At 41.5% G+C, this 13,799-nt stretch carries 9 protein-coding genes; 3 read left to right on the top strand and 6 right to left on the bottom strand.

Annotation, left to right across the window (positions count from 1 at the left end; translation table 11 throughout):
* The first annotated feature begins 331 nt into the window (after positions 1–331).
* Both BCU84_RS12805 and BCU84_RS12810 read left to right on the top strand, forming a co-directional pair.
* Entirely contained in the window at positions 332–3,160 is a 2,829-nt protein-coding gene (locus BCU84_RS12805; protein WP_102528477.1) for a hypothetical protein, read from the top strand.
* A gap of 184 nt (positions 3,161–3,344) precedes the next feature.
* The gene (locus BCU84_RS12810; RefSeq protein ID WP_102528478.1) at positions 3,345–6,017 is read left to right on the top strand and encodes a TonB-dependent receptor; all 2,673 of its coding nucleotides are present in this window, start codon (positions 3,345–3,347) and stop codon (positions 6,015–6,017) included.
* 673 nt (positions 6,018–6,690) lie between these two features.
* On the opposite strand, the gene BCU84_RS12815 is transcribed toward BCU84_RS12810, so the two are convergent.
* The 5 genes from BCU84_RS12815 to BCU84_RS12835 all read right to left on the bottom strand — a co-directional run bounded on the left by BCU84_RS12815 (position 6,691) and on the right by BCU84_RS12835 (position 12,029).
* Positions 6,691–7,431, bottom strand: coding sequence for a cupin domain-containing protein (locus BCU84_RS12815; protein ID WP_102528479.1), 741 nt, complete (start codon positions 7,429–7,431; stop codon positions 6,691–6,693).
* Between the two features lie 284 nt (positions 7,432–7,715).
* Positions 7,716–8,801 carry a hypothetical protein gene (locus BCU84_RS12820; RefSeq protein WP_102528480.1) on the bottom strand — a complete coding sequence of 362 codons (1,086 nt, stop codon included), beginning with the start codon at positions 8,799–8,801 and terminating at the stop codon, positions 7,716–7,718.
* 166 nt (positions 8,802–8,967) lie between these two features.
* The gene (locus tag BCU84_RS12825; RefSeq protein ID WP_102528481.1) at positions 8,968–10,098 is read right to left on the bottom strand and encodes a hypothetical protein; all 1,131 of its coding nucleotides are present in this window, start codon (positions 10,096–10,098) and stop codon (positions 8,968–8,970) included.
* A 39-nt stretch (positions 10,099–10,137) separates the two neighbouring features.
* Positions 10,138–10,506 carry a cytochrome c3 family protein gene (locus BCU84_RS12830; RefSeq protein WP_102528482.1) on the bottom strand — a complete coding sequence of 123 codons (369 nt, stop codon included), beginning with the start codon at positions 10,504–10,506 and terminating at the stop codon, positions 10,138–10,140.
* A gap of 11 nt (positions 10,507–10,517) precedes the next feature.
* A complete protein-coding gene (locus tag BCU84_RS12835; protein WP_102528483.1) occupies positions 10,518–12,029 on the bottom strand; it encodes a flavocytochrome c in 1,512 nt (503 codons plus the stop codon).
* Between the two features lie 323 nt (positions 12,030–12,352).
* On the opposite strand from BCU84_RS12835, the gene BCU84_RS12840 reads away from it, so the two are divergent.
* The gene (locus tag BCU84_RS12840; protein WP_102528484.1) at positions 12,353–13,144 is read left to right on the top strand and encodes a TetR/AcrR family transcriptional regulator; all 792 of its coding nucleotides are present in this window, start codon (positions 12,353–12,355) and stop codon (positions 13,142–13,144) included.
* A 42-nt stretch (positions 13,145–13,186) separates the two neighbouring features.
* On the opposite strand, the gene BCU84_RS12845 is transcribed toward BCU84_RS12840, so the two are convergent.
* Positions 13,187–13,795 carry a protein tyrosine phosphatase family protein gene (locus BCU84_RS12845; RefSeq protein ID WP_241906430.1) on the bottom strand — a complete coding sequence of 203 codons (609 nt, stop codon included), beginning with the start codon at positions 13,793–13,795 and terminating at the stop codon, positions 13,187–13,189.
* Between the last annotated feature and the right edge of the window lie 4 nt (positions 13,796–13,799).

A 13,799-nucleotide genomic window follows, 5' to 3' on the forward strand; every position in this document is an offset into this window, starting at 1 on the left:
ATTGTCATTTTCAGTCAATATAGACTGTCTATTTTAGGTCAGATGTAGGTCTGTTTTTAAGTTTTCCACCTGAGTTTTAGTTTATTTTTCCTCCAGTCGCCCCCTCTAAAGTTGTACCAAACGTTACCTCGGTAAAATAATTGTTAATAATGTGACAATAAAAACAAGCTGTATCAAGTTGTAAGTTATTGTCTTTGTTAGATTTTAATATTTGCTTCATGTTAATGAAATGTTGTTGTCATTTTTGCGCAGTCTTTTTGTCATTTTTGAGGGTTAGTTTGTCGTCCAGCCGAATTACTTAACACGCTTAAATCCGTCCTCGGAGATGACAATGGAACTGAAAAACATTTTTAAACTTAATGCTGTATCTGCAGCACTTTCTGCAACTTTGTTACTTGCTGGTTGTGGTGGTGACATTAATATCGATACAGGTTCAGACGGTGAAACGCCAACTAACCCAGGTCCTACAACTCCTGACATTTCAGATCAGGAAGCTGCTTACGGTGGTTTTGCTGAGAAGAGTGCAACTATTGCAGCAATCGACGGTAAAGAAGTTTGGGTATTGTCAGGCACATTAGCACCTTCTACTGCTGCATCGACAGTGAATGTTGGCGGCCAAGATGGTGACAATATTATTCTTGGTAACGATGTTGTTTGGATGCTAGATGGCGCAGTTATCGCTGGTAGCGATAAAGCCGATTCAGTTGAATTATCTATCATGCCTGGCACTAAAATTGTGGGTGGCAGTGAATCTTACCTAGTGATTAGTCGTGACTCTACAATCATGGCAGAAGGTTCAGAAGATGAACCTATCGTATTTACATCACTTGAATCAGCATTGGGTCAAGAAGGTCAAGCGGGTCAATGGGGCGGCTTAGTTGTTTTAGGTAACGCACCAGTTAACTCGTGCCCTGATTTAACCAGTTGTGATGCTGCATTTGAAGTAGGAAGTCACAGCTACGGTGGTGATGACACTGAAGATAACTCAGGTGTTATCCAATATGTTCGCGTTGAGTTCGGTGGTTTTAAAATCAACGATACACAAGAAATGAACGGTATCAGCTTTGCAGCAGTCGGTGCGGGCACAACTGTTGACCATATCCAAATTCATAAAAATAACGATGACGGTGTTGAGTTCTGGGGCGGTAACGTATCGCTTTCTCACGTTGTGTTAACTGAAAACTTTGATGATTCTTTAGACTGGACAAACGGTTGGCAAGGTAGCGCGCAACACGTATATATCCGTCAAGAAGATAACGGTTCTAACCGTGGTATTGAAGCTGACAGTAACAGCAGCGCAGACGCAGAACCTCAATCTCGTCCAACTTTAGCTAACTTTACTATTCAAGTGGCTAATGGCACTAACAGTGGCGGCGATGATGCTGAAGGTATCTTATTCCGTAAAGGCACTGCAGTAGACGCTTACAACATGCTGGTTAAAGGTGATGTGGCATCTGGCGAGTGTTTAGAAGTGAATGATGACAACACAGTTATTACTGCAGAAGCTGGCAACTTAAACATGCAAAACAGCTTAATCGACTGTGTTGAGCCGTTTAAAAATGCAAAACCAGATGCTGATGAAGGTCGCGAACTTGCACTTGACGTTGAGCAATGGTTCCTTGAGCAAGAAGGTAACCTAGCGGGTGCATCTGACCTAACTGGTTACATGCCTAACTCATCTTCAGTGGCATTAACTGGCGGTGCAGCAGATTTAGCTAACATGGATGACCGTTTAATGGATGCTGAGTATATCGGTGCATTCGACGGTACAACTGATTGGACTACGGGCTGGACAACTGCGATCCATGAAGACGCAGCGCCAGCGCCAACTGAATTACCAGTATTAACCTCTTGCCCAGTTGGCACAACTGCAGAAGATGTGGTTGCAGGCCTTTATAAAGATGACAGCGTGACTTTAGTCTGTTCAATCGAAGGTAACATCACCACGAATACAACACTGCTTGCTGGTCAAAACGTGATGTACAAAGTGGATGGCGGTGCAGTGGTTGTTGGCGGTGATAAAACTGACTCAGCAACATTAGCCATTCAAGCTGGTACTCAGTTATTTGCAACAGATAACAGCTACATCGCGATTAGCCGTGGCTCAAAAATCATGGCTCAAGGTAGTGCTGAACATCCAATCGTGATGACTTCGCAGCAAGATGTGATTGCGGGTGCAGAAGGTGAGCGTGGCCAATGGGGTGGTTTAGTACTTCTTGGTAACGGCGAAACCAATACTTGTCCTGATAAAGATGCATGTGATGCTTCATTCGAAGTGGGCGACTTCCCATACGGCGGTAACGACAATGCTGATAACAGCGGTCAAATCAGCTATGTGGTAGTTAAGTATGCTGGCTTTAAAGTGAACGATACTCAAGAAATGAACGGTATCTCATTTGCGGCAGTAGGTAGCGGTACGCAAGTTGACCATATCCAAGTTCACGCTAATGGCGATGACGGTGTTGAGTTCTGGGGCGGTGCAGTCAACCTTAAATATGTTTACTTAACTGACAACTTCGATGACAGCTTAGATTGGACTAATGGCTGGCAGGGTAAAGCACAATATGTGTATATCACTCATGAAGATGGTCAAGCAAACCGTGGTTTTGAAGGTGATAGCCATAAAGGAACTGACGATACACCAGTGTCTAACCCAACTATCTCTAACGTGACCATCCTTCCAGGTACTGACATTGAAAATGCCAGTGGCGACAAAGGTGAAGGGATTATCCTTCGTGTTGCTACAGCAGCGTCAATCCACAACCTATTGATTCAAGGTCGTAAAGGTTCAACTTCGGAGACTGAATCAGGTGAGTGTCTAGAGCTAGACGGTACGTATGCCGGTCTTGTTGACAATGTTAATGATGGTTCATTAATGATTTCTCACTCAGTAATCGATTGTAACGAGCCATTTAAATACAGCTCAGATAATGATGCGACAACTGATGCGGTTGATACCGAAGCGTGGTTCCTAGCGCAAACAGGTAACTCTGCACAAGAAGTCACATTAACAGATGGCATGCCAGCAGGTACTGACACTGTGTTACTGGGTACTGGTCTTGATATGAGCACGACTGATACTTTCTTCGAATCAACTGATTATATCGGTGCATTCGATGGCCAGACTGACTGGCGTGAAGGTTGGGCATTTATCAAGTAAATCTGCCCTGATAATGCCAGCAAGCAGTGCTTGCTGGCATTAATTTAAACCCTTATCTCAGGGTTTAAGTAAGTGATATTGAGTCAATAAGACAATACTTTCTGCCTCGTCTGTGTAAGCCATGTAAATAGAGTTTCCCAAGACGAAGGCGCAACCTGAACTGTGTACAGGATTGAAAAACGCTATGAAAACCAAGCCGAGTTTTATCGCTAACAAGCTAAGTCTAGCTGTTGTCACTGCCATTTCTGCAGCCTCTCTTTTTACAACACTACCAGCTTACTCGGAAGAAACGCCTGCGGTTGATCCAGGTGAAGATTTCCCAATTGAAGTGATTGCTGTAACGGGTCGCTTGCGCACTTCTGCTTCAGCAGCAGTTGAAGAACGTCGTGAACAACCAACGGTTGTTGACATCATGGGTGCAGACCAAATTTCTCGTACCGGTGACAGTGACGCCGCCGCAGCGCTGCGCCGTGTGACCGGTTTGACACTAAAAGATGGCAAGTTTATTTACGTACGTGGTTTGGGCGAACGCTATTCAAGTACTTCTTTAAATGGTGCTGTTGTGCCATCAGCAGACCCAACTCGTAACGTGGTGCCGCTGGATATGTTCCCAGCCTCTATTATTGAGTCACTATCAGTACAAAAAGCCAGTACAGCCAGTACGCCAGCAGCATTTGGTGGTGGTCATGTTGATATTCGCACTAAATCCATACCTGCAGACTTCTTTTTTAAAGTGTCTTTAGGTGGCCGTTACAACACCAACGATTCTGATGACACTTTCACTTATAACGGTGGCGGTGACGACTGGATGGGCCAAGATGACGGCACTCGTTCAATGCCTAACAGCATTAATGATGTCAATAATATGTATGGCGGGATCAGCCCAATTGATATCGTGACTGGTTCAAACGGTACCATTGATTTTGCCGAGGCGCAGGAAATTAACCGTGGGTTAGCCAGTGATATGTATCGTGATATGACGGTATTTACTGAAAGCACTGACCCAGGTATTCGCGGTAACATCGCTATTGGCGATCGCTGGGATATTACTGATGACATTATTTTTGGCGCAATGTCGGCAGTTTCTTATAAGAAACAAGCTGAAAACTACACCAAAACGGAAGTGGAATTAGCGGGTGATGCTGACAACGTGCAAATCGAAAACTCAAAAGATGTTATGGGTACCGATTCGATTGTGCAAATGTCTGGCATGCTCAATTTAGGTTTAGAAATAGGTTACGACCATAAAATTCAAACCTTCTCAACTTACCTGCGCGACACTTCAGATGATGTATCTGTGGCAATTGAAGAAACCATCGATACGATTTCAGAGCCTAATGCTCTGCAAGTTTACGATGTGGCTTATGAAGAACGTAATCTGATTAGTAACCAAATTCAGGGTAACCATTTCTTTGAGTATCTATGGGACTTAGAAGCTAATTGGATGTATTCAAACGCAAGCTCTAAGCGTTATGCACCTAATGAGCTTTCGTACACTTATAACGTATTGTTTGATGATGCTAATAACATGACAAGCCGCAACTTGAATACTCAAGATGCGCCTAAATATGTTTATAGCCGCCTTGATGATAATACCGAAAATTACAAGTTCGATTTAACCCTACCGTTTGAATTTGGCATGAACGTGCTAAAAATTAGTGGTGGTTACGAATACTTTGAGCGTACCCGTGAAAGCTATGCAACACGTTTAGGTTTTGATGTTGGCTTAAGTCCAACCGATCCTAATGGCGACATCCTATCAACTGACTTTGATAATATTTTCTCTGATGACAATATTGCCAATGACACGCTTGATTTAGAACTTAAAGATGCTTCAACAGACACCGAAGATTACATTGCTGCAGAAATGATTGATGCAGGGTTTGTGAATCTTGATATCGACTTTGATGACGTATGGCGCTTTGTTGCAGGTGTTCGCTATGAAGATTTCCGCCGAGTGACATTACCACTAACGCCTGATGGCGAAATCTCAGATGAAGGTGGTCGTTATGACATGGAAGACTATGCTATCGCTGAAGATGGCTGGTTCCCATCAATGTCGTTAACCTGGAAATCATCTGATGTGAGTCAGTGGCGATTTGGTGCAAGTAAAACATTGGTGCGCCCTGACTTACGTGAAGTTGCGCCAGTACGTTTCCAAGACCCTATTACTGGTTTTGATTTCTTCGGTAACCCAGAGCTTGAAAGCTCTGATATTTACAACTTGGATTTACGTTGGGAATACTACTCAGAAGATGGTGCAAACTTAAGTGTTGGCGGTTTCTACAAAGACGTCGATGCCCCGATTGAAGCGATTCAACGTATTTCTGAAGCCGGTCGTCAGCTCAAGTTTTACAATGCTGAATCAGGCGTTATTTATGGTATCGAAACCGAGTTTTTACATGACCTTGGCTTTATCGGCACAGAAGGCGGATTCTGGGAAGACTTCTTTGTCGCGGGTAACTTAACCTTAAGTGATTCAGAAATTGAAATCTTAGCGAATGGTGAGATTGACCCAACTAATAATAAGCGCCGCATGACAGGTCACTCTGAGTGGGTTGCCAACATGCAGTTTAGCTATGATTCAGCCAATGAATCACATAGTGCGACACTGGTATACAACGTGTTTGGTGAACGTATTGCTTATGGCGGACGCGGCGGGTTAGATGATGTTTATGAGCAACCTTTTCATAGTTTAGATTTCACATACAGCTACCTGCCAACAGAAAGCTTTGGGGTGAAATTTAAAGTGAAGAATATCCTAGGCGAAACTACCGAATACGATCAGCAAAACGTGGTGGTATACGCAAAAGAGCCAGGAACAGAATTCACTCTGCAATTCGATTACCAATACTAAAAATAGTAACAGGGCTATCTGTCACTGCACTGCGGGTATATGGTAACCCTTTGGTTTTCTTGAGTGTAACAAGGTACTGATTTTTAGCATTATTACTTCATCCTTTTAATGCTAAAAATCCAGTATGTAGTGTGATTTAGAGTAGGAAGTCTGGAACACTTCTTTGCAATTAATCACACGCTTCTTTATTGATAAGACGTTATTTAAGACAGGCGTTTTTAAACGAAGAAGTGATAAGTAAAAATAGCAAGATCAGTGTTCAATTTAGCGATATTACTTCATCCTTTTATTGTTAAAAAATAACACTAGGCCACTTTCTTCTGGAACAAGAAAGTGGCCGTTTTTGTTTCTGACGCTTAGCCATTTATGCTAATCGCTACAAAACATTTGAACGAAGACTAGGTCAGCTAATTTAAAGCTTCTGGAACAAGAAAGTGGCCGTTTTTGTTTCTGACGCTTAGCCATTTATGCTAATCAATACAAAACATTTGAACGAAAACTAGGGCCGCTAATTTAAAGCTTCTGGAACAAGAAAGTGGCCGTTTTTGTTTTTAAAACATAAAAAAGTGACCTACTTTAATATTAAAAGTAGGCCACTTATATTTGGAGGTGATATTTAAATGGGGATTATTAAATACTTAACGATCGATAAATTATAAAAGCTAGTCGCTATTTACTTTTTAAAGATTGCTTCATTTGTTCCGTAAGGACCTAAGTTTAGATCGCGCTTACGGATTTCATCTACGCGGTCAAAGGCTTCTTCTGCAACGCGAAGGTTTTTCACATCACGGCGCCAGTAGTATTTAAACCCGTTGAAATTAGCATTGTTTGGATACCAGTACATTACGCCAAGACCTTTATCTTCAAGGATTGGTGTGTTGTGGATAGCATTGCCTGGGATATAGAAATATTGGCCTTTTTCCAATGGCTGGAATTTGTTTTCTGCTAACGTTTTACTGCCACCGTTTACCACGTAATAACACTCAGGTTGGCCGTGGAAATGAGGCTCATGATCTGACTTGCCACCGTTAGTAATACCGATAACCACTGGTGAATCAGCCAAGTCTTTCCAGATGTATCCTACTGGAGAGTTAGCAACTTCACAGTTTTTAGCTTCAAGTACGTTGCCTTCATTATCCAGTGTTTTACAGAAACGCTGATCTTTAGCGATGCTGTCATTGGCTTGGATAGTGTTGAAATCAATCTTGCCAGCTTCCCAATCAGCGATATATGCTTCAACTTCAGGGTTACTACACTGCACTGGCATAGTGTTTTGAGGAGCATGAACACTGCTGTCAAATGGTACTGGTGTTGTTTGTTGGTAAGGAAGTTGTGCATGGTTACATTGTGGGCCTTGCGCAACAGCAGCTGTTGATGCAAGCGCAGCAATACCAAAAATCATTTTAAGTTTCATTGTTTATCCTAGTTGGAACTGTGAGATATTAATCTTTACTTTTGCTATGACTTAACTATAAATTCATCTTGGTAACATAAAGGTGAAATAGATCACGCAGGTATCGCAACGACAATTTTATTCGTGACTAGTATCGCTAATCTTAAGTAATTGAGAATATGTTCAAATATTCATTTGATTTATTGTTGTTGGTCAATTTTTATAAGTTTAATTGGTTTATAAATACGAACAATTATACGAAATAGGTTTTTAACCCTGCAATTTGAAATTAAATTCCACATTTATTACCTAAATGAATATTGCATACTGAGCTGGGCGTATTGTGATTGTCCAGTGTCTACTAATTCATTACTGTAACTCGGCGATTTATCGTTAATGGCGTATTGCCCCACTTCAAAACCAACAGAGAGCTCAGGAGTAAGATTGGTAAATATATTCGCGCCAAAATGATTTCGACGAGTGCGCTCAATTTCTGTCGTTGTATGGCCTATAAAAACGGTACTTCGGAGTCTGTGAGTCCAGAAATGGCGATAAGCCATCATAGCTGACAGCGTGGTTTCTAATTCACCATCAATAATATCTTTTGCGGCATCAGTCCCTACATAACGCCCTAAATGACCATAATGTAGTTGTAGACGAAGGTCATCTTTGCCGAAGGTTCTAAACTTTCCAGCCACTGAAATACCTTTACTTAATTGCTGGGTATCAACAGGATCGAGATAACGAATAATGCCTGATGCTGATATGTTGCCCCAATCGCCTTTTTTGTTATAGCGTACGATGAGATCAGGTACATAGTCGTTGCGGGTATCAATCCACTCTTGTTGGCTTGAGTCGTTACTTTCAGTGACTGCATCGGTACCGTAGGTATAAGGGTTTTCAAGTGCAAATTGCCAATCGTTATGGGTGTAACGAATTAAAGCTTGTCTCACCATAGCCTGACCAACCAATGGCCCGCCTAAATCTGCTGTTTCAGCAAAGGCTGAAGTATTGACTAACGTTGACCAAGTCTGCCCTGCCATAACATCTTGATATTCGATAAAAGCATGCCGTAGACGGGGGCTGTATGAATTTGAAATAACTGGGTTACCTTGAGAGGAACCGACAAAATCCATTTCAATAAAACCTTTTACCTCCTCGGAAAATATAGCAAGATTTAATCGTGATTCTTGAGCACTAAATTGTGTCCGTTTAGTGGGCTCAGAAATTGAACCTCCACCAGTCCATAAGTCTTGAAATTCGACATCACCACTCACATAGCGAGCGTTCATTTTAATGAACCCACCGAGTTCGACATCCATGGCATGTGAAGAATGAGCAACTACCGCCATACAGGCCAGTAGAGGCAGTTTAACTGAAGGTGTTTTCATAGTTGGAGTGATTACTGCTTAGTGGTTTATGACATTGGTTTTAGTTGATAAAGACAATGTTTGATTGATAAAGTGAGCAATAAAACAGACAGAAACGAGAGAGTCAGTTCCTGCCTGTTTGAGAGTAATGAATTAACCGTTGGTAACGGTTTTGATTACGACTTCATTAGAAGTAGTAACCAAAGTTTATGTTAATACGTTTGTCCCAATCATTACCAAACTCAGGTAAACCTACGTGGTCATTATTAGCGGTAGAAAACGTCATGTTCTTACCCAAAATAAAGTCAATCATAGTGTAAGTTGCACCAGCAGAAATCGCACAACCTGTGACGTTTTGCATGCTGTTGTCATAACTGTCATCAGCAACATCTGGGGTCATTAAACCGAAATCGTTGTAACATTTTACGCTACCGAAATCTGTGGCGAAGGTTTTAGCGATGTTAGCGCTATAGGCCTGGCCTTTAGAAGCGATTTCATATTGCCAACTCACCACTGCAATACCGATTTTATTGTCGTCAGCAGAGTCAGCCGCGTCATATTCGTATTGCATCGCTTGCAGTTGCAAGTTCCAGCCTTTGTAAGTGCTATCTAAATGCAACGCTACAGCATAACGGTCGCCCATATTACCTGTATCACTGTTATAGATTTGACCATATTGAGCAGAACCACCAAACGTTGTAGAGCCACCTTCATACTCAGAGGTATAGGTTTGTCTAAAGTTAAACCCATTGGTTTCTTCGTTATGATATTCAGTGCCATTGATTTCACCACTGAATAATGACGCTGAATAACGCTTGTTTTCAGTTGCACTGTAAACAGGATTTTTGTAGAACGCGAAATCAGTGTTCCAGCCATTATTGTCGTAAGAGGCTTTAATGCCCACATCGTGATTATCTTCAAAACCTAAGTAGTAAGGTAAACCAAACCACCAACTGTTAGAGATAAACTCAGGGTTACCAAAGGGCACTTTATTAATACCGACTTGTAGCTGCCAATTCGGATCAATATCATAATAGCCGTAACCATATTTGATGTAATTGGTGTTTGCGGTAAAGCGGTACTCAGCAGCTAAGCCCCAGTCATCTTTTTTACCATCAAACTTAATGGCAGCCATATCGAAATCAAGCTCACCTAATTTATCTTTATTAGATTCGTCGTAATCTCTATACGCATAATTGACGCGCACTGCGCCCCCGATGTTAATACCATCTTCTTGTTCTTCAGCCATTACTGGCGCAGAAGACATAGCAATCGCTGTGGCCACCATCGACAACATAAACTTGGCGGTTTTCTTCATTCTCGTTCCCTATAAAATCATTGTTGTTTTATTGTTGTGTTACATTTCATGGAACCAAGTACGGTGACAGTCAGCACAGGTAGGAGCTTTTTTTGTATGCTCGCTATGACAGGCTAAACAGCTTGCGCCTTGGTTATAATGCAAAGACTTGTGTGGGTGTGCTTCTGGTACTGCTAAAATTGATTCATCAATTTCAATTGTTTCAACAGTGCCATGACATGCCACACAGGCCTCATCTGTGGTATTCGCTCTTGGTGAACCTTGATGGCAAGCATTACAGCCATCTTGATAAAGCATCTCGTGGTTCACCCTGCCTTGCGTTTTTCCTTTGACGGTATATAGCTCACCCGCATTAGCGGTGGCTAAAAACGCAGTAGATAAAAAAGCGACTAGTAATAATTTTTTCATGGTGGTTCAGCCTACAGATCAGATTTAATAGTTTCAGAAACGATAATGCCCATTGCTAAGCACTCAAGACATGAGGTCGAACTTAAGCGAGCTTCACCATGAATGCCGCCAGTAGCTTCACCGATGGCATACATTTTTCTAATCGGTTTCATTGAGCGTCCATCAATCACGCGGCCACCTAAATCTGTTTTTAATCCACCCATGCAGTAATGCACTTTTGGCCAAATACGTGAAACAACAAATGGCCCTGTTAATACCTCTGCAGTGTCCATCTTACGGTTGAATAACGGATCGGTTCTGTCTACAACATGCTGGTTATATTCAGTAATTGTGTTTTTCAACGCTGTCGCAGAAATACTAAACTTCTTGGCAACATCATCCAATGAGTCCAATTTCCAAGCCATTTCGTCACGTAATGAACGAACAACACGGTCGTCGTCTTTATAGTTCTCATAGTTGAACAGCACAATTGGGTAGGCTGGACTGTTGTCTTCATAACGATTTTTCATAATCGCTTCAGAGCAGGTCTTGCGATCTGCACGCTCATCCATAAAGCGTTTGCCATTAAGTACACTAATAGCTGCTCCTTGGTGCCAACCAATCGAAAGTAATGCATTCGACCAGCCGAATCCGCCTTCATCAGGAGAACCCCAATGACCGGTTTGGATTAAGTTCATGTGGACAGGTAGGGCGCCGTTAGCCATTGCGGTTAAGGTTACTTCACCTGTAGCGCCGTGAGCATTGGTACAATCTAATGTTGGATCCAGTGATGGATCGACCATTTGGCGTAATTCCATATTCTGGGCAAAACCACCGTGCGCGAGGATAACGGCTTTGTTAGCCTTGATATAGATTGTTTTACCCGTTTTAAGATCTGGGTAACGATAATTCTGTCTTACCTTCACACCAACGATCTCTTGGCCGTCCATAATGAAGTCTTCAATGTAATGTTGTAAGCGATATTCCACGCCTACCTTTTTACCTGCTTCGAATAATTTAGTGGTGATATCACCGCCAGTACCATGCTGAGTTCTGATAGCGCGCGCTTTATTATGACCACCCACTTGGATGTTAAATCCTTCGCGAAATTTCACACCGGTTTCAATACATAGGTCATAAGAATCTAATGAACGATTCGCGATGGTTCTCAGCATATCGACATTTTGCATGCCTCTGCCTGAGATAATTTGGTCTTTAACTAATTCTTCTGGAGAATCATCGTTAATACCTTGAGCTAATTGAATTGGATTTTGAGGAATCGCTAACCAACCGCCATTAATTGCAGAATTACCACCAATTACCTGCATTTTTTCTAATACAAGTACACTACCGATTTGCTGCTTTTTGGCATTAATAGCAGCCGATAGTCCTGCAAACCCAGAACCAACAACAAGAACATCAACTGATTCATCCCAGTTAATTTCTTCACATTGACTTTGTTGTGCGCTAGCTGGCATGGCTGCAGTTAATCCGCCGATTGCAGCACCTGCGCTTAATTTTAAAAAGTTACGTCTGTTGTGCATTTATCTTTCCTCACATTTTGATGCGACTAAGATAAACAAATTGATGCTGTTCAAATTTGAATGGCATCACGCTTTTTTTGGGGGGGCAATTTTATTCGTGAAGTGGGTCAAGAACATTGTTCATGAACTACTGAGTTATCAATGCGTTTTTACGTGAATAAACGGGAGTTAATTATCACTATTGAAATAAGATATGAACTGAATCACAAAGACCAATAAAAAAGCTTAATGAGCGTGAACTTAATCCCGATTATCTACCGATGTTATACCTATAAAGAGTAATAAGGATGATAATTGAGTTAATCAAATATTAGGTATGCATTATGAAATGTCCTACAGAAACATTGACTCAACTTCGCTGTGACCAAATTTTAGATGTTGCAGAGCTTTTGATTGAGTCTCAAGGGATTGTGTCATTCAAATTTTCACAGATAGCTAAAGATGTCGGCTGTTCAACAGGGACTTTGTATAAGTTATTTGAACGCAAAGAAGATGTTTTAGTGTGCTTGTTTTTACGCAGTGCGACTTCAAATTACATGCCGCTATTTGTAGAAAAAAATCCTCAACTATCTGCACAAGAAAGATTATTGCTACCTATTTTATTTACTTTTGAAACCATTAAAAGAAGCAGAAGCTTTTTTACCTTACGGTCTGTTTCTGTTAATGCAATGATTTGGAAGTTAGCAAGTGATGAAAAAGTAAAGCTATTCAAACAACGTATTAATTCGTTTTGGCAATGGTTAACTGATGCGGTGCAATTAGCTATTGAAAATGGTGAACTAACAGCAACACCTTTACAAGCCAAAGAGTTGGTTCAAGGGATAGCTTTTTACTTAACAGGGTCACTGACTCAATTTGAGAGTAAATTGATTTCACCAGACTTTTTGTCAGATCAATCTACGACATGTTACCGCCACTTATCGAGATTGATGGCTCAATATCAGTGGCAAACGGCACTCAATCAAGAATTGTTCCAGAGCCTAGAAAATCGAACTTCAGAGTTTTTTGAAAAGAACTATAAAAGGCGCTTAAGCTGCAGTTCGTGTAAAGCATTATCCGCGAAACTTGATGGACATCATCGTGGCTGCTTAAGTCACTCAAGTGCAAGCAGCTAAGATGTAGGACTGCCACGGATAGATTTCCCTTAAACGCTTAGGTTATTGATTTGTATATTTGAGCTTTACTTGTTCAATGAGTGCTTGCCATTGTGGGTATTTTTCAAAGCTTTGTTGTAAGTCCCCCCAAGGCGATAATGTATCTTCTAGTACTTCTCCAGAAACATCGATACCTTGGGTAGCTAGGTACAAATAGTAAAATGCTGAGGCGCGATAGTTGGCGGCGCAATGCACTAAAATCGACTTATCATTGTTTTGTTCCATCACATTAAAAAACTGCTCAACATTTTCTATTGTTGGCTGCTGCCAATCGACTTCGATGTTTTCATATTTCATCCCTGAATCGTTTACTAATTCGGGTTCTTCAGCAAGAAAGTTAGGATTATTGGTCGGAATTAAGTTAATCACGACCTCAACGCCTGCTTGTTTGAGCGTTTCAAACTCAGAGCTTGTCGGCAAACCTGCGGTTATCACCTGGCTGTTGTTAATTTTGATCGCTTTTATATCTGCAAGCTGTGCGGGATTAATTTCAGCGGCAACAGGGTTAACTAGGGCTAATGCGGTTATCATCATTGTCATGGCTATAGCCCCTTTTGCACGGTGTTTTAGTGGTTTGCCAGATGTTGCTTTATCATTGATTAGGCTGTTCATCGTT

Origin of the sequence: Shewanella sp. 10N.286.51.B7 (genome assembly GCF_002873615.1) — a bacterium.
Lineage (GTDB): Bacteria > Pseudomonadota > Gammaproteobacteria > Enterobacterales > Shewanellaceae > Shewanella > Shewanella electrodiphila.